At 61.7% G+C, this 21,237-nt stretch carries 25 protein-coding genes; 15 read left to right on the plus strand and 10 right to left on the minus strand.

Going from position 1 to position 21,237, the window contains the following annotated elements:
• Positions 1–134: 134 nt before the first annotated feature.
• The gene (locus ACVIGB_RS03820; protein WP_456718064.1) at positions 135–797 is read right to left on the minus strand and encodes a hypothetical protein; all 663 of its coding nucleotides are present in this window, start codon (positions 795–797) and stop codon (positions 135–137) included.
• A 147-nt stretch (positions 798–944) separates the two neighbouring features.
• Here ACVIGB_RS03820 and ACVIGB_RS03825 point away from each other — a divergent pair, with 147 nt between their 5' ends.
• Both ACVIGB_RS03825 and ACVIGB_RS03830 read left to right on the plus strand, forming a co-directional pair.
• Positions 945–1,526: a nucleoside monophosphate kinase gene (locus tag ACVIGB_RS03825; protein ID WP_456718063.1), complete on the plus strand. Its 582-nt coding sequence runs from the start codon at positions 945–947 to the stop codon at positions 1,524–1,526.
• Positions 1,527–1,528: 2 nt separating this feature from the next.
• Entirely contained in the window at positions 1,529–1,804 is a 276-nt protein-coding gene (locus tag ACVIGB_RS03830) for a hypothetical protein (protein ID WP_456749093.1), read from the plus strand.
• A gap of 55 nt (positions 1,805–1,859) precedes the next feature.
• Here ACVIGB_RS03830 and ACVIGB_RS03835 read toward each other — a convergent pair whose 3' ends face one another.
• Together ACVIGB_RS03835 and ACVIGB_RS03840 are read right to left on the minus strand one after the other, a co-directional pair.
• The gene (locus ACVIGB_RS03835; protein WP_456718061.1) at positions 1,860–2,852 is read right to left on the minus strand and encodes a hypothetical protein; all 993 of its coding nucleotides are present in this window, start codon (positions 2,850–2,852) and stop codon (positions 1,860–1,862) included.
• 313 nt (positions 2,853–3,165) lie between these two features.
• Positions 3,166–3,660: a hypothetical protein gene (locus ACVIGB_RS03840; protein ID WP_456718060.1), complete on the minus strand. Its 495-nt coding sequence runs from the start codon at positions 3,658–3,660 to the stop codon at positions 3,166–3,168.
• A 167-nt stretch (positions 3,661–3,827) separates the two neighbouring features.
• On the opposite strand from ACVIGB_RS03840, the gene ACVIGB_RS03845 reads away from it, so the two are divergent.
• Positions 3,828–5,003: an RNA-guided endonuclease InsQ/TnpB family protein gene (locus ACVIGB_RS03845; RefSeq protein ID WP_456718059.1), complete on the plus strand. Its 1,176-nt coding sequence runs from the start codon at positions 3,828–3,830 to the stop codon at positions 5,001–5,003.
• Between the two features lie 533 nt (positions 5,004–5,536).
• Here the strand turns inward: ACVIGB_RS03845 and ACVIGB_RS03850 are convergent.
• Positions 5,537–6,124, minus strand: a complete 588-nt coding sequence (locus ACVIGB_RS03850) for a hypothetical protein (RefSeq protein ID WP_456718058.1) — start codon at positions 6,122–6,124, stop codon at positions 5,537–5,539.
• A gap of 218 nt (positions 6,125–6,342) precedes the next feature.
• On the opposite strand from ACVIGB_RS03850, the gene ACVIGB_RS03855 reads away from it, so the two are divergent.
• From ACVIGB_RS03855 to ACVIGB_RS03875, 5 genes are all read left to right on the plus strand, one after another.
• Positions 6,343–6,636 (plus strand): hypothetical protein, encoded by a 294-nt coding sequence (locus tag ACVIGB_RS03855; protein WP_456718057.1) that lies wholly within the window; start codon positions 6,343–6,345, stop codon positions 6,634–6,636.
• Positions 6,637–6,893: 257 nt separating this feature from the next.
• Entirely contained in the window at positions 6,894–7,373 is a 480-nt protein-coding gene (locus tag ACVIGB_RS03860) for a DUF6283 family protein (protein WP_456718056.1), read from the plus strand.
• 484 nt (positions 7,374–7,857) lie between these two features.
• Entirely contained in the window at positions 7,858–8,568 is a 711-nt protein-coding gene (locus tag ACVIGB_RS03865; protein WP_456718055.1) for a hypothetical protein, read from the plus strand.
• Positions 8,569–8,581: 13 nt separating this feature from the next.
• Positions 8,582–10,081, plus strand: a complete 1,500-nt coding sequence (locus tag ACVIGB_RS03870; RefSeq protein WP_456718054.1) for a hypothetical protein — start codon at positions 8,582–8,584, stop codon at positions 10,079–10,081.
• Positions 10,082–10,085: 4 nt separating this feature from the next.
• Entirely contained in the window at positions 10,086–10,883 is a 798-nt protein-coding gene (locus tag ACVIGB_RS03875; protein WP_456718053.1) for an RNA ligase family protein, read from the plus strand.
• A 12-nt stretch (positions 10,884–10,895) separates the two neighbouring features.
• Here ACVIGB_RS03875 and ACVIGB_RS03880 read toward each other — a convergent pair whose 3' ends face one another.
• A complete protein-coding gene (locus ACVIGB_RS03880) occupies positions 10,896–11,525 on the minus strand; it encodes a hypothetical protein (RefSeq protein WP_456718052.1) in 630 nt (209 codons plus the stop codon).
• A gap of 31 nt (positions 11,526–11,556) precedes the next feature.
• The gene (locus ACVIGB_RS03885) at positions 11,557–12,318 is read right to left on the minus strand and encodes a hypothetical protein (RefSeq protein WP_456718051.1); all 762 of its coding nucleotides are present in this window, start codon (positions 12,316–12,318) and stop codon (positions 11,557–11,559) included.
• 494 nt (positions 12,319–12,812) lie between these two features.
• Between ACVIGB_RS03885 and ACVIGB_RS03890 the strand changes: the two genes are divergently transcribed.
• Entirely contained in the window at positions 12,813–13,385 is a 573-nt protein-coding gene (locus ACVIGB_RS03890; protein WP_456718050.1) for a hypothetical protein, read from the plus strand.
• On the opposite strand, the gene ACVIGB_RS03895 is transcribed toward ACVIGB_RS03890, so the two are convergent.
• The 4 genes from ACVIGB_RS03895 to ACVIGB_RS03910 all read right to left on the minus strand — a co-directional run bounded on the left by ACVIGB_RS03895 (position 13,369) and on the right by ACVIGB_RS03910 (position 16,393).
• Entirely contained in the window at positions 13,369–14,139 is a 771-nt protein-coding gene (locus ACVIGB_RS03895; RefSeq protein WP_456718049.1) for a hypothetical protein, read from the minus strand. The two genes, ACVIGB_RS03890 and ACVIGB_RS03895, sit on opposite strands and share 17 nt — an antisense overlap.
• Before the next feature lie 205 nt (positions 14,140–14,344).
• Positions 14,345–14,818 (minus strand): hypothetical protein, encoded by a 474-nt coding sequence (locus tag ACVIGB_RS03900; RefSeq protein WP_456718048.1) that lies wholly within the window; start codon positions 14,816–14,818, stop codon positions 14,345–14,347.
• Positions 14,811–15,503, minus strand: coding sequence for an HD domain-containing protein (locus tag ACVIGB_RS03905; protein ID WP_456718047.1), 693 nt, complete (start codon positions 15,501–15,503; stop codon positions 14,811–14,813). Before ACVIGB_RS03905 ends, ACVIGB_RS03900 begins: the two co-directional genes overlap by 8 nt.
• A 14-nt stretch (positions 15,504–15,517) precedes the next feature.
• Positions 15,518–16,393, minus strand: coding sequence for a helix-turn-helix domain-containing protein (locus tag ACVIGB_RS03910; protein ID WP_456718046.1), 876 nt, complete (start codon positions 16,391–16,393; stop codon positions 15,518–15,520).
• Between the two features lie 198 nt (positions 16,394–16,591).
• Between ACVIGB_RS03910 and ACVIGB_RS03915 the strand changes: the two genes are divergently transcribed.
• From ACVIGB_RS03915 to ACVIGB_RS03940, 6 genes are all read left to right on the plus strand, one after another.
• On the plus strand, positions 16,592–18,910 hold the full coding sequence (locus ACVIGB_RS03915; RefSeq protein WP_456718045.1) for a Tex family protein: 2,319 nt from the start codon (positions 16,592–16,594) through the stop codon (positions 18,908–18,910).
• 95 nt (positions 18,911–19,005) lie between these two features.
• On the plus strand, positions 19,006–19,362 hold the full coding sequence (locus ACVIGB_RS03920; protein ID WP_456718044.1) for a hypothetical protein: 357 nt from the start codon (positions 19,006–19,008) through the stop codon (positions 19,360–19,362).
• 87 nt (positions 19,363–19,449) lie between these two features.
• Positions 19,450–19,647, plus strand: coding sequence for a hypothetical protein (locus ACVIGB_RS03925; RefSeq protein ID WP_456718043.1), 198 nt, complete (start codon positions 19,450–19,452; stop codon positions 19,645–19,647).
• Positions 19,648–19,652: 5 nt separating this feature from the next.
• Positions 19,653–20,264: a hypothetical protein gene (locus ACVIGB_RS03930; protein WP_456718042.1), complete on the plus strand. Its 612-nt coding sequence runs from the start codon at positions 19,653–19,655 to the stop codon at positions 20,262–20,264.
• A gap of 95 nt (positions 20,265–20,359) precedes the next feature.
• Entirely contained in the window at positions 20,360–20,779 is a 420-nt protein-coding gene (locus ACVIGB_RS03935) for a hypothetical protein (protein ID WP_456718041.1), read from the plus strand.
• Between the two features lie 122 nt (positions 20,780–20,901).
• Positions 20,902–21,231: a hypothetical protein gene (locus tag ACVIGB_RS03940; RefSeq protein ID WP_456718040.1), complete on the plus strand. Its 330-nt coding sequence runs from the start codon at positions 20,902–20,904 to the stop codon at positions 21,229–21,231.
• The last annotated feature ends 6 nt before the right edge of the window (positions 21,232–21,237 follow it).

Here is a 21,237-nt window from a genome sequence, read left to right on the forward strand (position 1 = left end):
TCTGTCAACGGATCGGCCAAGGGTGACAACTATATCGACCAAAGTGTCAACCGGATCGCAAAAACTTTAAACCGGCAGAGAGCTCCATCCCCTGAGCTTGCGTTGCAAGTGACCAAATCTTCAGTTCGACTTCCTCACATCCGCAGAGCACGGTCGCCGACCTTGATGTCGAGCTTGTCAAGCATCTCCCGGACCTCGTCATAAGCGCTACCGGAGCTTGCACCGACCTCGACGAGCAACCGCGCGGCGGCCTCCGCCAATTCCTCCTTCGTGACGGGATCCGGCGCGATATAGTCGATCTCGGAGTCCTGCATCGCGCCAATGAAACCGTCGAGATCGTCTGGATCGGTTGGCGGATAATCCTCGCCGTTCAGCGCCATCATCCACAGCGCGTGGAATTGAGCCTCCTCCTCATTGAGACCGCTGGCCCAGTCGGTCCAGCCACCACCGTCGTCGGGGTGGATACCGTTGCACTTGTAGCGGATCGGCGGCGCATCGGCGGGAAGCCCGATGCTCTGCGGATCGAGGTCGACTGCGGCGATGGTCAGGTCCTCAGCTTTCAGTGGCTTGCGGCGACGGAAGGACAGGCGTTTTGCGGTCTCCTCGCGGGCCTCCCTGATAACGTCGCCAAGCACCTCGATCATGCGATCTGACGTCATCCGCCCCTCGCCGGCTCCAGCGGCGATCCCTGACACGACGTAGGGCACGATCTCGACCCCATCCTTGAGAGGAACGAAGGAGACCTTCATCGCCGCGGATAGCGGTTTTGGGCGGGAGGTCTTCGGTTTCTTCGACATCGCAAGCTCCGGAGTATGCAGGAAATCAGTCCGGTCGACGCTATGGCCGCGGCCGGCAAGCGGCAAACCGCTGGCTCACTAACGGGACCAAACCGTCGGCGTTCGGGCGTCATTGCCGCTTGCATCCCCCACCCCTATCGTCCAGTCATGCGCATCCTTCTCTCAGGACCGCCTTCGTGCGGTAAGACAACCCAGGGCCGCCGGCTTGCCGAGCTGCTCGGGGTTCCGCACGTCTCTTCCGGCGACCTGATCCGAAAGGCGGCCGAGAGCGGCCGCCCTTCGGATGTCGCTCTTGCGCGCCTGGTTTCAGATGGTTCGCTCGCACCGTCCGGGGCGATCTGCTGCATGGTTCAGCGACGCCTTTGCCAGCCCGACTGCGCAGACGGCTTCATACTGGATGGCTTTCCGCGCAAACGCGAGGAAGCCCACTTCCTGACCCGGCAGTTCCCGGCAATCGACGCGCTGATTGTCCTGGAGGCTTCCCCCTCCGTTCTACTCGATCGCGTCCGACGCCGTTTTCACGAGGGCCGTGCCGACGACAATCCCGCCCACTTCCCGCGCCGGATCGCCACGTTCGAGGAAGACACCCGCGCTGCACACGACGAGCTCGGACGCCAGGATGTTCCTATCTTTTCGGTCGAAGCCGATGGCGTCCAGGCTGAGACGGCCGCTGCAATAGAGACTGTGGTGGAGCGGCTACGCTCACGCACAACATTCCGGATGGCCTGACCATGACGTCCTACACCGCTCGGGACATCAAAGACCTGCATGAGCTCCTCGGATGGGGTTTGAGGGACTGCACGCGCGCGTTCGAACTCGCATTCGACGAGAATTCCGACATCAAAGACATCCTGCAGGGCGACGTCGTGTGGGCGGCCGGCGTCGTCCATGCCTCCGGGCTCGCCATCAACGTCAAAGGCGGTCCAAACGCGCGGACGCAATTGGAATATCGAGGTCGGCGCCAAGCGCGCCGAGATGTATCGAGAGAGCCACCCCGCACTCAATGACCGCTTTCCCGTGCGCGCGACCGCCAATCCGTCACCGGGCCTCCCTGGCTAGAACTCAGCTCGCAGCCGCGTTTACCAGACCGTGCCGGCGAAGCAGTTTCGTCGAGATCTGACGCTTCGACACTGCATAACGCTTCGGTGCTTCACGAGCCCAGCGACGACGGCCCACCTCATCGTCGACGAGGGGACCGACAGAAAGGTGCTCGCGCTCAATTACGTCGAACACCGGTGCCGAGATTAGCCGGCGAACAACAATTTCGTGCTCCACCACCGGCGATTTCGGATCCCAAGGTCGAGCTCGGATCGCCCTAATATCGGGATACTCCCGATACTGCGGCGCCGGAAGCGGCGCATACTCCACCTCGAACCAGACACCCTCGATCAGCTTGAGCTCGCGCAGGTCTCCGAGCTTGATCGTCGTGACCGGGCGTTCCCGCTCCCGACGGCGTCTTTCGGCCCTACGGTTCCTCTTCTGATCATCATGCTTGAGGATACCGTCCGCGGGGTCAACGTAGAGCTCCTTCCAAGGAGCGACACGCACGCGCTCGCTCACTCCACCAGCCCGAAAGACCGTAATCCAGCGCTCTTCCTGACCATGAATGTCGACGAAATCTTCAACATGATCCCGCACATGCTGCTGCACCGTGCTGTCCACACGCAGGTTCGCCGCGATCTCGGAATAGACATCGTTCCATCGACGACCGACCTGCTTGTGCAGAAACCGACGCAATGGAGCGAGGTTCTCGTTCAGCTCCTTCCAGCCCCCGTGCTCGCGACGATCCCGTCGCATGCCGATCCGCGAGGGCAGATCATCGAGATCGACCAGGCGACCCTTTCGGCAACATCCGTCGTGCCGCCGCGGGCGCTCGACGATCACTTTAGCCATATCCGCGCGCATTTTACGCCCCCAGAAACGCGAAAGGCCGCGCGCATGCGGAAACACCCGCCCGATCAGTGTGATCGGCGGGTGCTGCAGGCGCGGCGATATCGAAGTTCGAATGAGTGTCGGTTGAGCAATTCTATGCACCGACAACCTGGCCAGCGTCAATCCCCTTACCCTCGGTCACACTATCGGCGGAGCAAACTTGCCGACATGACCAGGAAGATCAAAGACCGAATATGCAAACGCCCGACTGCACCGAGCCCGTCCGATCAATCCTGATCCCGAGGCCTGGAAGTCAGCTTCGACTGAACTGACAGTCGAGTTGTCCGCCCAGGAGACATGGTCCTGAACAACCGAGTCGAGTTTCGGCCGTTCGGATTTCAGTGTTGGAACGAGTCCTTGACGAAGTCATGGCTTGCGCATCCGGCGAGTACGAGCCGCCCTCAATCGGCTCGTACTCGGGCTTTAGAGACTCCCATTAAGGGAGAGGCACCGAGATTTCCGACTCGGCCAGGCCGTTACCGTAAATCGGATTCGATGGATCCGTCGAACCGTCAAACCATGCCTCCCAGTCTTGCTTCGAGGCAGCCATCAAGTGTCCGATCTCAACGGCAGGGATCTGGGCGCGCGCAGCCCGCGCATAAGCCTCCAACCGGTGGCCCCCATCCAGGAAGTCGCCACCACTCACCAAGATCGGGTCGAATTCAAACTCTGGATCCGCCCTCAGCATGGCCGCGTATTTGTCGACGGCCGCCGAGCTGTTGCCGCGATCCATGCCCCGATATCGCGGCCCGATCTTGGCCATGATCACTCGGACCTTCGGGGCCTCGGCAAGCCCAAACAGGTTGTCTCTGACGGCGCTATAATCGAGCCCCTGCCCGACGAAGAACGGATGCCGCTCGGCGAGGATATGGCCAATGTCTTCCTTCGTCTCGGATGGAAGGGCATCGATGTCGACCAACCCGGTGATCATCTCTCGTCGAGGTTTCATGACCGTAAACGATAGTCAGGTCGCCGGCATCTCTCAAGCCTACCTGGTAGTATCGGCTATTCGGATTTTGGTGTTGGAACGAGTCCTTGACGAGCGGTCGCCGGCCGGGCATGGTCACCCAGGGAACACAACGAGAACACACTGACTGAATGTTTCTGACCTACCGCATCAAGCTGGCGCCGACCCGCGGCCAATACGCTGTTCTCGCCGGGCTCTGCGAGGCGCAGCGCCAGCTGTACAATGCCGCGCTGCAGGAGCGCCGCGACGCCTGGGCGAAGCGGAAGGTCTCGATCTCGAGGTTCGACCAGTGCAAGTCCTTGACGCAGATACGGTCGTTCGACCCGGACTACGGCGACGTCCCCGCGAACCTGTCGCGGTGGACGCTGGGGCGCGTCGACGACGCGATGAAGGGGTTCTTCGGACGCGTGAAGCGCGGCCAGAAGGTCGGCTTCCCTCGCTTCCGGAGCAGGAGCCGCTGGGACTGTTTTGGCTTTGCCGAATGGGCCGGGATCCGGCTCGATAGAAACAAGCTGCGGTTCAAGCCGCTGGCGGGCGCGCTGCGCCTGCGGCTGCATCGGGAGCTCCCGCCGGGCGCAGCGGTGAAGACCGCGGCGTTCTCGCGGAAGGGGCGGCACTGGTACGTTTGCCTGGTGGTTGATGTCCCCGTCGCCGCCACTCATGCCCGGCCGGAGACGGCCGTCGGGCTTGACGTCGGCATCGAGCATCTCGTGACGACGAGCGAGGGCCGGCATATCGAGAACGTGCGTCCGCGGTCTCGCCGCGAGCGCGACCTGCGGATCGCGCAGCGCGCGCTGGCGCGCTGCAAGCGCGGCTCGAGGCGCCGCGGCAAGGTCCGAGAGCGTCTGGCCCGGCTTCAGCGTGCGGTCGCCAACGTCCGCTCCAACCACCTGCACCAGGTGTCGGCAGATCTGGCCAGGCGTTACGCGCTGATCGCCGTCGAAGAGCTTCGCTTGAAGAACCTGACCCGCTCGGCAAGGGGCACCGCCGGTGATCCTGGGAAGAACGTCCGGCAGAAGGCCGGGTTGAACCGGGCGATGCTGGACGCATCGGCCCCGCGTCTGATCGAACTGTTGACCTACAAGGCTGCAAGGGCCGGTGGGATGGTGGAGAAGACGCTGGCGGAGCGCCGCCATCGCTGTGGCTGCGGTGCCGACCTGCACCGCGATCACAATGCGGCGCTGAACATACTGGATCGTGCCTTGCGGCACGACGGGCGGGGCAAGCCGCCCGGGGACGCCAACGTGGGGCGTCAGCCCGTGCGTCGTCCCGGAAACACGGACGTTGAAGCTGCGAAAGCAGCTTAAGACATTCCGGACCAGGATCGACGTGCTTCAACACCGAAATCCGAATAGCCGTAGTATCGCGCATGCCGAGCGATCCCCCTACGAGAAGCGCCCGAGGAAGCGGCCAGGTTAAGCAGGCGCTCCTTCTGCCACAGCAGGGACCCGGACGACGTCCAGACTATGGGGAAAGCTTGAAATCGCCATCCGAGAACGCGCATTCAACCGTGATGCAGGCAACGTAGGTAGCCGCCATGCCGGCCTTGAACAGATCGTAAATTGATACGGCGCGTGCCTCAGCAGCAAGGATTAAAATTCGGAGCCATCAGCGTAGCCACACGGAGGCTTCGTCGTCGGCGCCAAGTTGTAGCTGCCAGCGATGGACACGCCCTGACATCACCGGGAAAGGCGGAGCGTTTCTATGGGCTTCGGTCTCTTCGTGCCTAACCTCCAGGAATCCAGGCAGGAGAACCATCTCTCGTTGCGCGGACGCTTGCAACCCGCGCTGCCCAAGACTGTGGATCTCTTGGTTAACGGGCAGAATGGGTAGCTGAACGTTAGGCGGCGACCTTTTCCCGCTCGAGACGCAGGCGATATTCGGCGAAGATAAAATCCTTCTCGGCTTCTGATATCTCCACCAAGCCTTCCGGCAGGATCCATCCGGCGGCGCCGTTTGTGATCCTGTGGTCGGGATGCCTCTCAAGGTGTTCCGCCGCGGCGCGGCCGGCATGCGGGATCACGGCGACGTAAACGTCGCCCGCCCGCCCGATCTTCGGGCCCCAGAAGCAGCTCCCGATTGCACCCGAGCCACTGCAATGGGGGCCTTCATAAGACAAATCGTAGAGCACGGCGTCACCGAAGACCGCGTAACTGTCGGGCTGCTTGGGCAATGCCTCGAATTTCGCGAAATAGGCCGAGCTACGCTTGGGGCGCGAGCGTCCATTGCGGGATTTGGCCGTCCATCCTTCCGGCGGCTTTCCATCGAAACCAAGGCACCCCAGCGGATCTGTCAGTGACGTTGCACCGACCGTCTTGGCAAACTCAGACCATGCGCCGACCGCGGCCTCGAACTCGACAAAAAACGCAGCCGCGCGCGAACGGAACGGCTCGCCGACGATCTTTACAAAAATGGTGTGGTCGCTCATTTCGGCCCTCCTGCCATAGGAGACGACTAAGCCGCGCGCCCCATTCGAACAAGCGGCTTACCTCGCGCATTGCTCTCAATCCACCACGTTTCAGCGTTGCCGAGCTACCTCATTCGAGTCCTTGCCCGCTTGCTCGCCACCCGCTGTTTACCAAAGCGCCCCCTCGGGGTGGCTGCCCGTAGCCCTATATGTTAATTGGCTTTGGACCGAGGAACCCGATGATCCCACCAGTCACCCCGCTCGAACTCCTGAGAGACCAACTTGCGTCCGAACACCCCGACGCCAGCATGAAGTTTGACCAGCCTTTGCGTGAGAACGGTATCTGGGGGCTCAATATCGATCAGGGCCCTCACCGGATTGCAGTCGAATGGTCCTCAGAACGGCCGAAGCACTTCATGATCACCCGTGTGAGGGGTGAAACCCTCTTTCAGATGGGCGGCGATGCGGTTTGCGTGACGATGCCGGCCGCGCTCGCCCAGGTGCGGGGCTTGCTCGCCGAAAAGCTCTCTTGATGCCGACACTTGCAGGCCATGACCGGTACAGCCAATATCCGACCATCGCGGTTGACGGGCCGGATGACGGCACCCATCGCTGGATCGACTTCTCGGGCCGGGTTTGCTGCGGCTCCTGCGGGATCGTCCGGCGGGCTGACGGCATGAATAGCCAATCACCTTAAGGGATACAGGCCCCTAACCCGCGACATCTCGACAGCGGTCCGAAAACCTACACACGTATCACGACGATTCGCGATCAAACAGGCTCCCCGCCAATGAAGACTAAAGCTCCCCAGGGCCGCGGCAAAGCCGCACTACGAAAGCGGCCCGGCAAGATACTCGCCCTGCGGCGCGCGGGCCCGGACCATGCCGTCGTCACTGTTGCCCCAACCCGCAGCACTGAGGGCGAGAGCTACCTCTATCGTCGGGAGCCCTGTGCGGAGTGCCCATGGCGCAAGGACGCGCCGATCGGCGCATTTCCGCCAGAGGCGTTCCGGATCTCGGCGGACACAGCCTACGATCAGTCGCAGCGCGTCTTTGCCTGCCACATGTCCGGCAGCGATCGCTCGGCTGCCTGTGCGGGCTTCCTTCTGCGCGGCGCCGACCACAACATCGGCATCCGGCTTCGGTATGCGTGCGGAGACATCGATCCGGATACAGTCAAATCTGACGTGGATCTCTACGCCAGCTACCGGGAAATGGCCGAAGCCAACGGGGTCGCCCCGAACGACCCGAAACTTGGCCCCTGCCGTTAACCCAGTTCAACGTCATGACGGGACGATTCATCCTGATGTGGCAGGCGTCGGATAAATGTCTCGGTTGCTCCAAGGTGACGGCCCAGCGCAACGCAGTGATAAATCCGGCGCCGCCTCCGCGGGTGGCTTTGAGCTCGGTTCGTCCAGGCAATAGATAAGCGCTTCGCTTCGCTTTTCGGCCGGTGTCATCGCCAGGTTCCTCTCGTCCACCGCGCCAGCAAACTCACGGAGCGCGAGCGGCGTCAAGTAAAACACTCCGGCATTCGAGGTTGAAAGCGCTCTCCGCTTCACTCGATCGCGACCAGGCTCGGAACCAGTTCAGCCCGGAATTGACCCTCGAGACGACCGATTGCTGGACCCGGGACGAGGACGCTGGCCCGGCTGGTCGAGATTCGCTAACTAATCCTTGCTCAATTGACCCGACCGCTTTCGAATTGCGATCAAACAGGGCAAGATTGACCACCAACACACTCTGGAGCCGGTCATGAAACGTTACGCCGTCAGGATGTCCATTGAAGGCATCGACGTCACCGCCAACGGCGAAGAGGAAGCGATCCGGAATTGCGACGAGGACGTTCGCTCCTGCGTTGGCGACTGGAACTACACGGTGACCGACGTTTCCGAGACCGACGAGCCTCTCACCCAGGAACTCGACGACATCACGTACCTTGGGTCTTCAGTGGAGGAACCCGGGGAGGAAGGCGAGGAGGACACCTGGACCATGGAGGGAGAGATCGAGGTCGTGGTCGAGGCGAACAACAAGGACGAGGCCGCCGAAAAGGCCAAGATCCTGCCGAAGGCACTGCGCTATCCCGTCGACGAAGAGGGGCGCACCCTGCACCGCTACGCCGTCACGTTGAAGGCCCCCATGAACATCACCGCGGACGATGAAGACGAGGCAGTCCGCAATTGCGACGACGACGCCCGAGAGTTCGTGGTCCAGAACGATCACCTGGAAGTCGCCAGCATCGAGGAAGTCGACCCCGACGACGTTTCGCTCACCAAGAGCGTTGACGACATCGAATTCCTTCCCTCCGAGGTAGCCAGGAGCGCTGCCGAAGGTTCGGCCGATTGGCTGATGAACGGCGTCTACAAGGTTGTCGTGGACGCCGCAAATCCGACCGAAGCCGGTGCGGCGGCCAAAAAGTTTCCGAAGTCGTTCGATTTCGAAGCAGCGCCCTCGCCGGCGATGTAAGAGGCCATTATTCATGTCGTACCAGCTCGGGGGCAATATCCGCACCGTCGTCCGGTCCTTCTCCGTCCCGCCGGCGGTCAATCCCGGCATTAAACACACGCCACTGTGCGATCTCAGCCACGCGTTTGGCCAGGCGTGGAATGGCGCAGCCATGCGCCGCTATGTGGACGCCATGTCTGCTGCGTCGGCCGAGCAAGTCGAGCTTGCACGCCCGCAAATCTACTACACCGCCGACAATATTTCGCGACGTCTCTGGGACGAGGCTTTCGCGGTCACGCGATCCGTCAAGCACACCTCATCGCCTGAGGCCATGATTGGCGAAATCCTGGACGGGGTGGCCAAAAACGCCAGCCAGCTCCTAACCGAGTGCGACAACGCGCCAAGAAATCGTATCAAGCTCCGCCGCCTTGCCGGCGCACTGTCGTATCTCGCTGAAATCCGGACGTTCTGCGCCGCCATCGCGCCAAGCCATCCGGCTTTCGAGCAGCTCGCTGACATCTCCGGGAAGGCCTTTGACCGGCTAACATTCGAGACCGAACGCTTCCGGCAGGATGCCGCCGGCCGATATCCGGAAGTTGCCGAAATCATTCCTATCGCTGGCCAATTCGCGACCGAGGCAGAGGCAGCGCTACAGGCGATGGAATTCACGCTTCCCCGCCTGTCGCGAGCTTCCATCGACCGCCTTCTGTGCACGATCGGCGATCACCAGGCGCTGTGGAGAATTGCGTCCGGCAAGGACCGCGACAAGTTCATTGCCGCCGGGCATCACTGCCCCATTACCGAGCGTGAAGCGAAGGAGATCGTCAGCGGCGTCCGGCGCCTGGCGGAGGATTTCGACAGCCTGTTCTACAAAAAGGGCTTTCTTGCAGAGCTGCGCAAATGTGCGGCCTCCTTCCGGTATCAGTCGCTGGAAAGCGCAGATCAAAGCGAGCGTCGCGACGAGTCCTCGATCCGGCGCGAACGCAAGAGCCCCTATGAAAGTACAGCGGAGCACCGAGCCCGCGTGGAGGCTGCGCTGACAGGATTGCCGGCCCAACGACTGCGCATGCAAAAATCTGCTGCCGAGATGCAGTCCGTCGCCAATATGCTGTCTGGCTTTCTCCACGGCGTCGAGCGGTCACTCCGAGGCAAGACGTCAGAGGCCTTCATCCGCTTCCGCAGATCGAATGGCGCGCTCGTTGGCGAGCTCGATGTCCCTGGCGCCGATGCCATCGTGATTTATGACGATCACGTCGTGAGGGCCCAGGGTTACCCGGAGGCGGTCTACGCCATCAGAATGCCGGCCGACATGGTTGCCGCGGAAGCCCCGCCGTTGACTGATGTGCGCGAGGCCATGTTCGGCCAAGCCACCAACTACCATTCGCTCGTGCAGTGTCTCACCGAACTCGACGGAGAAACCGAGCGCGGCTACTTCTTCGCCGGCATCCGTATCAACGGGCATGATGCGTTCGAGGTCCTCGACGGCGCGGTCTCGCTGTCCGAGGAGGCATCATGCCCCGGGCCACGGATGTAGTGCCTTGGCGGACAACCTGAATTCGGATACCATACTCCCTCCAGGAGACCTTGGCAGGAGAACGGCCCCAAGCCCGCAGAAGATACCAAAACCACTGAACGCCAAGGCTTACGGCTCGATCGGCCACCTTCCGCGATCTCGGATTGGCACTGGCGATTGGCACGTCAACGAGGGCATGGCACGCATCCTGTGCGAGAAGCCCCGCAAGGGCGACCGCATCGTCGTTCGTGAGAAACTCGACGGAGCTTGCATGTCTGTGGCCAACGTCGCCGGCGTTATTCATGCTCTTGGTCGGGCCGGCTATCCCGCCCTCTCCGCGCCGCACGAACACCTGCGCCTGTTCGACGATTACGTTCGACGCCGCCACGAGGGCTTCACAGCCTTGCTGGAGCCCGGCGAACGCATTGTCGGCGAGTGGCTGACAGTGGCCCACGGCACAGTTTACGATCCGTACCATCCGGGCTTTGCGCCCTTCATAGCATTCGACATTTTCCGCGGGACCGATCGCGTCTGTACCGACGAGTTCTCGCAGCGGTGCGCGGCCGCCGAAATCCTGACCGCGAAGACCATCCACGACGCGGAAGAGGCCCTCTCTATCGAGGATGCTCTCGGCTTGCTCGGCCCGTTGGGACATCACGGAGCGACTGAGCCGGTCGAAGGCGCTGTGTGGCGCGTTGAGCGCGAAGGGAAGGTCGAATTCCTCGCGAAATACGTCCGGCCGGACAAGATCGACGGCAAATACCTTCCCGGCACTGACGGCAACGTCACCGACGGGAAGAGTATCTGTCTCTGGCGGGAATGAGACTTTTGCGGCTTACCCCATTGCGGGGACCGGCGATTGCCTCAGCGCTTCAACTACTTTGAGCGCACGCTCTTCGATAAAGCCCGGCATCATTCGCCAAACGATGTCTCGAGCCTCCTTCTCGACGCGATCCTCGGCAACGCCTGAGCTTGGCTCGATTCCTTGCTGAATCCTTCGAACGCCGATCTCCCCTTCATCCTGGTCGAAGACCTGCAAGGGCGTGCGGCCGCGGGCAGCCTGCAACCATTCCCTGAGGTGAAGCAGCTCGTGGGGCGCCGTAACCAACAACGAGGCGAGATCAATCTCTATGTCCCGATCGCTCGAAGGGGTCGCGACGATCGACGCGACCACCTGCGTCCCGGACTCGACATTGAGATGGATCTCGTGATTTTCGTTCACTTCGAAGAATTCGTCGTCGTCCTCTGACTTCAACGCCGCGATAGCGTGGAAGCCCAGAGCTCGCTGATCGACATTCCAGAAGGCGCATTCGTCTGCGCCTCCAAGTACGACCTGCACCTCGATGTCTGGCCAGGTGACGAATTCTGGTTCCCGCTCCAGCCGGGCTAGCAGCGCTTCGTAGCTGTCGGCAACAACAGCTTCGGCACCCTCGAAGCTCTTCTTCTTGACGATATTAAACCGCATGGTTGGCATCCAAGATGTCGATCATCGATCCTTATCGTTTGGACCGGAAAATTGCCAGCGCTCCCCGTGAGGCCGTCTTGGCCCGTAGCGCAGGGAGGCGAAACCGGAATGCCGCCTTCTGCAACCATTTCAGGTACCGCCACTTCCGATCCCTGGCTACAAACTCCGCGACGATTGCTCTGGCGCCGAACTTCAGGGCCTCGATTTGCCAGATCGTGCGCTCGGACCATTTCTCATTGCCATAGTAGTCAGACAGTCCAATCTCTCTCGCAAAATCGACCGCTCGCTCCTGCCCACCGTCGGCCAGGTGACACTCGAGTGCCTGACGGATCTGCCGGCGTCCTCTCGCAGTAAAGATGTCCCGCGGATCGGGCGTCGCATCCAACTCCTTCCACATCGCAAACCAGAGGTGACAGCCGGCCGGCAGCCGGCCTTCGTCGATCCGATCGGGGTTTCGCACCTGCCACGGCCGGTCGTCGCGCTCCGTGAAGAACACGAAATCTGAAACATAGTCGGACCGATCCGGGATGTCGTAGTCCTCAAACAGCGGCGGAGAACCAAGCATGCCCAATTCGAACCACTCGTCGAAGTCGGCGCAGAATTGCGATCTACCTGGCGCGCTCGCCCTCCGATACGCCCGGACCTCCTCGCGATGACGCCCGATCGCGTCGGCGATCTCGCTATTTGCCATCTCCACCAGCTCGTCAACCGTTCCGTCCCGATCGTATTCCCTGTTCCGGCCGGCCGCTTTTTCCATCAGATAGCTGTAGGAGCTGCCGGCCAGCCATTCCATCCCCTTGCGGAAGTCCTTCAGCGCAGAATAGTGAACCAAGGACAGCTCTCCCTGATCGCCCGAAAGGCTCGCCGTTCCTGGCACCCAGGTGAGATTGAAGTGATGGAACGAGCTTCCGTCCGCGCGCCGGAAATGTCGCGAGACACATTCCCCCTCGGTCATCACGTGGGTGGCATATTCCTTGTCGGCCCATCCCTTGATCTGACGGTAAGTCCTGCAGCTGCGTCTCATGTCGAGTCCTTGCGTGGCGGAAGACCATTTTCCTTACCGTCCAACCGGGCAAGGGAGATCTTCGTCGAGGTCCGCCTCCCCGCTTTCCACCGGATCGTCACGGTTCGTCGCCGCTTCGCAGCTCTCGGACACTTAAAGGTTGTTCACCATTGGGTGAAACACCCGCGTTTTCGCGGTGCACTGCTTCACGTTGCCGCATGATGCCCTCTTGCGATCGAATAGGGCCAGGGCCCATCCTCCCCAGTGTGAGGTGCCTTGTACCAATGAGTATCGAATCCTTGACGCGTCGCCTGGCGCGTCCCCTCCTGGTTCTGATCGCCGCCCTGTTCCTTGTGGAGGCCTGGCTCTGGGACCGGCTCGCTCCGGTGATCGGCAAGCTCGTGGCCGCACTCCCGCTCGAGTACCTGAAGCGCTGGATGGCACGGCGTATCGGAGCTCTGTCCCCCTACGGCGCCCTGGTCGTCTTCCTGTCGCCGCTCTCGCTCGGTATCCCGGTGAAATGCCTGGAGGTGTGGCTTCTGATGCACCACCACTGGATCGCGGTGATTGGATTGTTCGTTGCAGCCAAGCTCATGGGCGTCGGCATGCTGGCGTTCATCTTCGATGCCACCCGCGAAAAGCTGCTCTCGATCGGCTGGTTCAAGGCGATATACGAAGGAACGATGCGCGCCTACCAGCTGTCGCATGCCCTTGTTGCCCCCATCAAGGCTGGGATCAATCACCGGCTGGCCAAGCTGCGCGACAAAGCCAGGGGCGAACTCGCCTGCTTCGTGAAGCGGCTCCGCCGGCGCTCCCTTGCAGCATGGCGCGCCTGCAGTTTCACACAGGTCGGTTGACCACCGTCTCGAGAGGCTCGGATTCCGGCATCTCGCCGAGCTCGAGGTCATCATCGACATCAAGAAGATCGGCCCGGATCGCAGCCCAAAGCTTTACCCGATCCGGGAATATGCCGCCCCGAGGAGCTGAAAGCAGCGCTGGGTCGAACGCCTCACGCCACCAGACGCCGTCGAGCTCAATGCCTGTCTGCTCGGGAACGCGCACCATCGCGAAGGCGACGGCAAGAGCGTCGCTGGCATCCTCGTCGGGCCGGAGAGCGTGGCCTGTCAGCCTGCGCAGCTTTGCCGTCCCGATGGACACTGCCTCCGGCTCGATGCCCTTGTGCCCGTCCGGGGCAGGCACGTCGGCCGGAGAGGGATATGCCTCGTCATCGTACGCCCGCGCCTCTTCGAGGGCTTCCTGCGCCGTCCGACATAACAGGAAGCGCCATTCGTCGGCCTCTCCGTCGTACCGCCAGGATCGCCAGAGCTTCCGCAATCGAGCGTAGCCGTTCTCTTTCCCCCAGGCGATCAATTCTGCCTTGGAAGCCTCGTCGCCAAGCAGCGCGGAGATGTCGAGGAAAGTACCGCCCTCGTTGCGCAATTCGTGAAGGCCATCGCCAATCTTGACGATCGCAGACCAGGCGTTTGGACAGAGCGACACCGAAAGGCATGCCCCCTCAAGGCTCGCGCCCCCGGAGTTTGCACCGAGGTTCGCGGGGTCGAGCGTGCCGACGTGAAAGACCTTCGGGAGGCGGATGATCTGGATATTCATGACAGCGACCTTATGGTCGGCCCCGGCAAGATTGAACACGCCGGCTAGCTGACACCGTCAGGAATCGCACCGTGCCGGCTCTCGTTTTGTGGAGGCTCGCGATCACGCCCGCATAGCCGCATGCCAGTTTCGATTGAAAACCAAAGAAGAATCGGGACAAAAGATCGCTTTGGACGCCCTGCAGCTCTTCGAGACAACCGGTCCGTCATGCTTTGTTCACTGCGGCTTTGGCCACCCTCCTTTGTGGTGGCTGTCTCTCCCGCAGGCGGATCAGGAACAGGTAGAATGCGATCGGCGGAGCAAATAACGCTGGTGCGTCTGCACGGCCCTGCAAAACGAGACCGAAAACAACAGCGAACGACATGAGGACGATCAGGGAGAAAGTCACCTGACGCACGGGCGATCTCCGAAGGCCTTCAACGCATGCGTTCCAGGCTTGCTTAGACATCCGCCGTTGGCCATAGCCGACAAAGTGACCCACGCAGATCACCACCGCAGCCATGGGCACCATAGCCATCCAATTGTCTTGCCCCGACACAACCCGCGTCACAGGGATTGTCAGCATCACGATCGTATACGCGTTCGCCAGTGGGATGCCTGTCCGGTCAAAGCACCAAAGATAGAGGTCCTCGCAAAGGTCTGCGACGAGCCCATCAAGCGCGACAAGCGCGTCAAGCATTTGCACCACCGATTTCCGCGCTGAGATCCGCAAGAAAGCGCGTCATGAGTTCCGTGCGCCGTTGAGCGATGACCCGCCCGCGCGAAGTGAGCATGCCTTCCTGCAGCTTGAATAGCTTCGCCGGGAAGTGATCAATCGCAAAGGTCTCGTCATCATGCGGACGATGCTCGGCACCCGGATCCTCCGGATCGTAGAGCATGCGTCCAAGCCGGCCTGACACATAGAAACAACGGGCGATCCCGATGGCCCCAATCGCGTCCAGTCGGTCTGCATCCCGCAGCACACGGGCTTCGGCCGTCTCCGGCACTACGCCACCCGAAAAGCTATGGGCCTCGATCGCATGCGCGACGCTTGACACGAAGCTGCCCTCGCGTCCGAGGCCGAACAGAATGTCGCAGGCCCTCACGGCAGAGAGCCGGGAGGCCCGGCGCCGCATGGGAGAATTCTTTTCCACGAAGACGCAGTCGTGGAGAATCGTCGCCGACATCAGCACATCGAGGTCAGCGTGTTCATCGGTCGCGAGCAGCTTAACGTTCGCCCAGACGCGACAAATGTGAGCTAGGTCGTGCGACCCGTCACCCGTCTCGAGCTTCGCCAAAAGACCTGCAGCCTCACGCTCGCGGGGAGCGAAGCTCTTGGCAGCCACCTCTGGCCCGAACCGGCGTTTTTGGTGATCCGGCGGCATTTGCGCCCGTCCTCTCAACCCATCGATCGCAACAAACTGCGCCGGATCAGAGCGATCTCCTGCGCCACGCCATGGCTGCTCTCGAGCAACTTCTCGATTCGTCCGACCCCGTGCATGACCGTCGTGTGATCACGATTGCCAAGCAATCGGCCAATTTCAGGAAAGGAAAGTTGAACTCCCAGGATCCTGAGCAGATACATCGCCACATGCCGAGCATTCGAGACTTGCGCTGTCCTCCTCCTGCCCTTCAGTTCGACGATCGACACGCGGTAATAGATTGAGACTGCCTTCAGAATGGCCGCGGGAGTAAGGACGACCACCTCAGGCTCAACCACCCCCCTGCGAGCGATCTTGAGCTCCAGGCCTCCTTGTAGACTGTTTGCAAACGACGGCAGCAAGCCGCTCAGACACTCGGCGGGAAAGTCCGACGCCAGGACGACCTGGAATTTGGCATCGGCCAAATCAGCGAGCGCGGCCTGGATGGCGCCAGCACACTTCAGTCCATCCAGGTCATGAACATTGTCAACAATTGCGACCGACGCCTCGAGGAGACTGTCGCGCGCTCGAAAACCCAGATCGTAAGAAGCAATCCTTTCCGCACTCTTCAGGATTCGTCCGTCTAAGTGCACATAGGGAACTCCACCGTCCTTCAGCTCGCCGGCCAGTGCATTCAGAAGGTGGGTCTTCCCCGCACCCGTCTCGCCGAAGATATGAATGGGGGAACAGGCAGCCCGGCGGCCGGCGGAGAACACGACCTGCTTCAAGGCTTCGATAACGATCCGGGATCCCGGAACCGGCTCGAAATTGTCAAAAGTCCGGAGATTGTCCGGTTGCGGCCAGCTCAAGAGCTGGTCCGACACGAAATCCCGCACTGCTACACTGTCCAACATCGATACACCCTGTACTCGAACAGGCGAATCCTTAGCGCGAATCCTTGACGACTGCTTCGGCTTTCTCCGGAGCTACAGCGATCAATTGGTAATCTTTCCCCGCTTTTCCACACCCTCCCCACAGACCGTTGCGTTCGGCTAGCTGGGAGGGTCAAATCGCCACCTCCTCTTTCTCTTACAATTCGAAGAAAGACTTCAGTGCTCAAACCCGCCTCCATCATCGCCAAAGAGCTCTCCGTACGCGACGAACAGGTCCAGACCGCAATCGACTTGCTCGACGGTGGCGCGACCGTCCCCTTCATTGCCCGCTACCGCAAGGAAGCGACTGGTATGCTGGACGACGCCCAGCTGCGCGCCCTGGAGGAGCGGCTTCGCTATCTGCGCGAGATGGACGCCCGCCGGACCTCGATCGTGGAAACCATCAAGTCACAGGGCAAACTGACCCCCGAGATCGAGAAGGCGCTGCTTGCCGCAGACACCAAGGCCCGTCTGGAGGACATCTACCTGCCCTTCAAGGAAAAACGCCGGACCAAGGCCCAGATCGCCAAGGAGGCCGGACTCGAGCCACTCGCCGACTTGCTGCTGTCCAACCCGGACAGGACCCCGGATACAGAAGCCACGGCCTTTATCAAGACCGACGGCGAACACCAGGTCGCGGACGTCAAGGCAGCCCTGGAAGGCGCCCGCGCCATCCTGGTCGAGCGGTTCTCCGAGCATGCGGACCTCACCGGCAGCCTTCGCGAGGAAATGTGGAAGCGCGGACAGATGAAGGCCACCGTGCGGGAAGGCAAGAAGGAGGCCGGCGCCAAGTTCTCCGACTATTTCGACTTCTCTGAACCGTACGAGAAGCTTCCATCGCACCGGATCCTGGCGCTGCTACGCGCCGAAAAGGAAGAGGTCATCAGCCTTGACTTCGGCGACGGCGAACCGGCGGATTCCCGAGACCCCTCAATCTACGAAAACCGCATCGCGACCACTTTCGGCATTTCGCGCAAGGGCCGGCCTGCCGATGCCTTCCTCTCCGATTCCGTGCGCTGGGCCTGGCGCACCAGGATCAAAAGCGGACTTGCCCTCGACCTGCGGATGCGTCTCATGCAGCAGGCGGAGAAGGAGGCAGTTCGGGTCTTCGCGACCAACCTCCGCGATCTCCTGCTCGCGGCTCCGGCCGGCGGCCGCGCCACGATCGGGCTCGACCCCGGCTTCCGCACCGGAGTCAAGGTTGCCGTGATCGATCGCACCGGCAAGCTCGTTGATCACACGACCATCTACCCCCACGAGCCGGCCCGGCAGTGGAATGAGAGCATGCTCAAGATCGCACAGCTCTGCATCAAGCATCAGGTCGACCTGGTTGCGATCGGCAATGGCACCGCCTCCCGCGAAACGGAGAAGCTGGTCACCGACCTGATCAAGCTCAAACCGGATCTGAAGCTCACCAAGGCGGTCGTCTCCGAGGCTGGCGCCTCGGTCTACTCGGCGTCGGAATTTGCCTCGAAGGAATTTCCCGACCTCGACGTCTCGATCCGCGGCGCTGTCTCCATCGCGCGCCGCCTGCAGGACCCGCTCGGCGAGCTCGTGAAGATCCCGCCCCAGGCCATCGGCGTCGGCCAATACCAGCACGACCTCAATCAATACGAGCTCGCGCGGGCCCTCGACGCCACCGTGGAGGACTGCGTCAACGCCGTCGGCGTTGACCTCAACACCGCTTCAGCTCCCCTCCTCGCCCGTGTCTCAGGCATCGGAGAAGGCCTGGCGCAGAGCATCGTCGCCCACCGCGACGTCAATGGCCCGTTCAACAGCCGCGAAAAGCTGCGTGACGTCCCGCGGCTGGGCCCGAAGGCGTTCGAGCAATGCGCGGGCTTCCTGAGGATCCGCGATGGCGAAAATCCGCTCGACGCCTCGGGCGTCCATCCGGAATCCTACCCGATCGTCAAGAAGATCCTGGAGGCGACCAGGAGCGACATCAAGGCTCTGATCGGTCAATCCAAGACCCTCAAGTCGCTCAAGCCGGCCAGCTTTGCCGACGAGCGGTTCGGTGTCCCGACCGTCACCGACATCATCCGGGAACTCGACAAGCCGGGCCGCGATCCCCGCCCCGAATTCAAGACAGCGACCTTCCAGGAAGGCGTCGAGAAGATCTCCGACCTGAAACCCGGCATGATCCTGGAGGCGACTGTCACCAATGTCGCAGCGTTCGGCGCCTTCGCCGACATCGGCGTGCACCAGGACGGCCTGATCCACATCTCGGCGATGTCCGAACGGCGGATCAATGATCCCCGCGAGGTGGTCAAGCCCGGCGAGGTCGTGAAGGTGAAGGTGCTTGAGGTGGATGTGGCCCGCAAGCGCATTTCGCTGACATTGCGCTTGTCGGATGCCCTGCCTCAGCCCGGCGAGCGACGGCAGCAAGGCAGCGCCAGTTCAAAGATGGTCGACCGCTACAAGTCGCGGACTGAAGGTGCCGGCGGTGGCGCATTTGCTGCCGCCATGGCCAAGGCTATGGACCGCCGCAAGAGCCCCTAGCCTGAAGCGCGGCGGGACACACTCCTGAGCGTTCCGCCGGTTTCGCGATTGCGGGCGGCTCCTGTAGGGTCGAAGCCGTTTCTGGAGCATCTTCCATGGCCGACTTGATGAGCAAAAAAGAGAGTGACGCCTGTGTTAACGCAGAGCGCCGGGCCCACTTCGACCGCAGCAGGGCCGAGAACGACCTCGACGAGGTGATGCGTTCTCTTGGCATTGGCAGCGGCGCAGGTCCGTCGGTCGTTCCCGGCGTTGCCGTCTATCTCTGCGACGATTGGGTCGACGAGGACCGGATCAGAAAAGAGATGGAGAAGCGCGGCCACAAGATCGTCGAGGTCAGGTCGACGACCTGGGTCATCGAAGACGGCACGGATGAGGACGTCATCGCCGTTGCTTTCGACACCCCGTGCCTGCCCGCTGAATGGCGAGAAGAGGCCCCGGCTCCCACTATTTGACGTCCCCCGTTCCGACATGCAGGGCATCGCGTTAATGTCCCCTGATAGCTGCCGGACTGAGTTCCAGCCTCCTCGAGAAAGACCGCCATGGCATCCGACCTCAAAAGCAGAATGCTTGAAATGCTCGAACGCATCCACGGGAAGATCGACACCGAACAGCCGATCGACGGCGACATGTTCAGCGAAATCGGCTGTCTGATCGCCGAGGCGAAGGGCGAGTACGATCCAACCCGGTCGGACGACATGGACGCCCAGGACCATCGCTACAACCGGGGGCCGATGTGATGTGGATGAACGAAGCCGAGATCGACAACGCTGTCGAGGTCATCAAGGAACGCGCGCCTCAATTCTATAAGTACGCAAAATACCTCGCCGACTGGAGAGACGTGGTGAACCAGAGCTCGGACGGATGGCACTCTTGGAGAGCAGGGTCCAAATGCGCCGACACGCTCTCGGCGCTGCTCACGGCGGTCATGTCGGTCGCGCGCGGCCGCTCCAAGGATATGCCGACCGACGCCGAATTCAAGAAAGCGCTGACTCCCATTCGCGCCACGGCCACCAAGCACAATCTGACCGCTCCCGTCCTTGCCGATGACACGCCCAAGCCCAAGGCGAAGGCGAAGGTCATCGAAGCCCTCGATTCCGAGGCCTTCGTGACTATTGCGCAGCGCCACGGCGAAGACAGCGAGCCAGATCATGAAGTCGGCGACCTCCAGATCTTTTTCCGGGCGGCCTATGACCTGTTGACGCCGGAGCAACGGCACTCTTTCCTCGCACTCGAACTCGTTCGTGAGACAGTCGAGAGCGCGTTGCCCATCGATCCCCTTCCACAGGGTCCGGCGGCCGCCGACGCCCTTCGCGACGCGCTCGAAAGCGGCTCCAAGCCCGGACCGGGGCGCTGATCCGATCGGGACGTCGGCTAGCGGTTTGCGGCTTGCCGGCGTCCATGGGACGAATCCTTGCAACGACTTTTTTTTCACGCAAGGGGACTTCCCCGATGAAGAACGAACCCACAATCAATCTCGCACTCGAAGGGTCCGGCCAGCATACGCTGATCGAGTACATCTACCGCGACAAGTCGAACAATAAGAAGACGAGCATCGTCTTGCTCGACGGCCGCCTCTCCAAGTCTCAGATCGAGAAAATGCTCGTCGGTCTGGACAAGGAGCTCCAGTTCATCCCGGGCCAGGTCGGTCTTCCGGATCTCCAGAATGAATTCGAACAGACCTCTGGCTGGCTCGCACAAGACGACCACGTTTGGCACGAGCTTCAGGCCATCGAGTACCGCGACGGTCGGCCGAACGGTCCGAAGGCCGAAGATGTGGCAGTAGCCTGGCCGACCAGTGCCGAAGGCTGGAACGTCGCTGAACACGCGGCGCGTCTGTCCGGCACCGCCACCCTGACACCTGGATGCTGATGGAAGCCTCTCCACAATCCGGGAGCAACACCATGTCGTTCGACACCGCGATTGCTCTTTCGATTGAGTCCAGTTCGATCAATACCGAATTGAGGTATCGACACGTTGCCTCAGATGGGCGCGTGGAAGACCGCGCATCGGTCCTGCCCGGACGCCTCGGTCACGAGGACCTTGCCCGAATGCTTCCGGCGCTGGTCGCAGATCTCTACTTCATCCCCTCTCAGGTTGGCCTCGCCGATCTTGTCACGGCTCCCGAGCGCGGCTGGAACGAAGACCAGGACACTGTGTGGCACGAGCTCCTGTCGATCGCCTACACCGACAGCCATCCCGATTCCTGGCCAGCGAGCGCGCTGGCGGCGTCCTGGCCGGTCTCTGACCGCGGCTGGCAGGAAGGTGCGGCGATTGCGAGGATTTGCCAAGCGAGCGAGCCGCAGCCCTCGATGGGCTTCTGAGAGGGT

This window comes from Bradyrhizobium sp. USDA 4341 (assembly GCF_054063755.1).

Excerpts from the sequence above, each read along its gene's own strand:
- ACVIGB_RS03820 (WP_456718064.1), bottom strand. The coding sequence starts at position 797 with ATGTCGAAGAAACCGAAGACCTCCCGCCCAAAACCGCTATCCGCGGCG.
- ACVIGB_RS03825 (WP_456718063.1), top strand. The coding sequence starts at position 945 with ATGCGCATCCTTCTCTCAGGACCGCCTTCGTGCGGTAAGACAACCCAG.
- ACVIGB_RS03830 (WP_456749093.1), top strand. The coding sequence starts at position 1,529 with ATGACGTCCTACACCGCTCGGGACATCAAAGACCTGCATGAGCTCCTC.
- ACVIGB_RS03840 (WP_456718060.1), bottom strand. The coding sequence starts at position 3,660 with ATGATCACCGGGTTGGTCGACATCGATGCCCTTCCATCCGAGACGAAG.
- ACVIGB_RS03845 (WP_456718059.1), top strand. The coding sequence starts at position 3,828 with ATGTTTCTGACCTACCGCATCAAGCTGGCGCCGACCCGCGGCCAATAC.
- ACVIGB_RS03850 (WP_456718058.1), bottom strand. The coding sequence starts at position 6,124 with ATGAGCGACCACACCATTTTTGTAAAGATCGTCGGCGAGCCGTTCCGT.
- ACVIGB_RS03855 (WP_456718057.1), top strand. The coding sequence starts at position 6,343 with ATGATCCCACCAGTCACCCCGCTCGAACTCCTGAGAGACCAACTTGCG.
- ACVIGB_RS03860 (WP_456718056.1), top strand. The coding sequence starts at position 6,894 with ATGAAGACTAAAGCTCCCCAGGGCCGCGGCAAAGCCGCACTACGAAAG.
- ACVIGB_RS03865 (WP_456718055.1), top strand. The coding sequence starts at position 7,858 with ATGAAACGTTACGCCGTCAGGATGTCCATTGAAGGCATCGACGTCACC.
- ACVIGB_RS03870 (WP_456718054.1), top strand. The coding sequence starts at position 8,582 with ATGTCGTACCAGCTCGGGGGCAATATCCGCACCGTCGTCCGGTCCTTC.
- ACVIGB_RS03880 (WP_456718052.1), bottom strand. The coding sequence starts at position 11,525 with ATGCGGTTTAATATCGTCAAGAAGAAGAGCTTCGAGGGTGCCGAAGCT.
- ACVIGB_RS03885 (WP_456718051.1), bottom strand. The coding sequence starts at position 12,318 with ATGGAATGGCTGGCCGGCAGCTCCTACAGCTATCTGATGGAAAAAGCG.
- ACVIGB_RS03890 (WP_456718050.1), top strand. The coding sequence starts at position 12,813 with ATGAGTATCGAATCCTTGACGCGTCGCCTGGCGCGTCCCCTCCTGGTT.
- ACVIGB_RS03895 (WP_456718049.1), bottom strand. The coding sequence starts at position 14,139 with ATGAATATCCAGATCATCCGCCTCCCGAAGGTCTTTCACGTCGGCACG.
- ACVIGB_RS03900 (WP_456718048.1), bottom strand. The coding sequence starts at position 14,818 with ATGCTTGACGCGCTTGTCGCGCTTGATGGGCTCGTCGCAGACCTTTGC.
- ACVIGB_RS03905 (WP_456718047.1), bottom strand. The coding sequence starts at position 15,503 with ATGCCGCCGGATCACCAAAAACGCCGGTTCGGGCCAGAGGTGGCTGCC.
- ACVIGB_RS03910 (WP_456718046.1), bottom strand. The coding sequence starts at position 16,393 with ATGTTGGACAGTGTAGCAGTGCGGGATTTCGTGTCGGACCAGCTCTTG.
- ACVIGB_RS03920 (WP_456718044.1), top strand. The coding sequence starts at position 19,006 with ATGGCCGACTTGATGAGCAAAAAAGAGAGTGACGCCTGTGTTAACGCA.
- ACVIGB_RS03925 (WP_456718043.1), top strand. The coding sequence starts at position 19,450 with ATGGCATCCGACCTCAAAAGCAGAATGCTTGAAATGCTCGAACGCATC.
- ACVIGB_RS03930 (WP_456718042.1), top strand. The coding sequence starts at position 19,653 with ATGAACGAAGCCGAGATCGACAACGCTGTCGAGGTCATCAAGGAACGC.
- ACVIGB_RS03935 (WP_456718041.1), top strand. The coding sequence starts at position 20,360 with ATGAAGAACGAACCCACAATCAATCTCGCACTCGAAGGGTCCGGCCAG.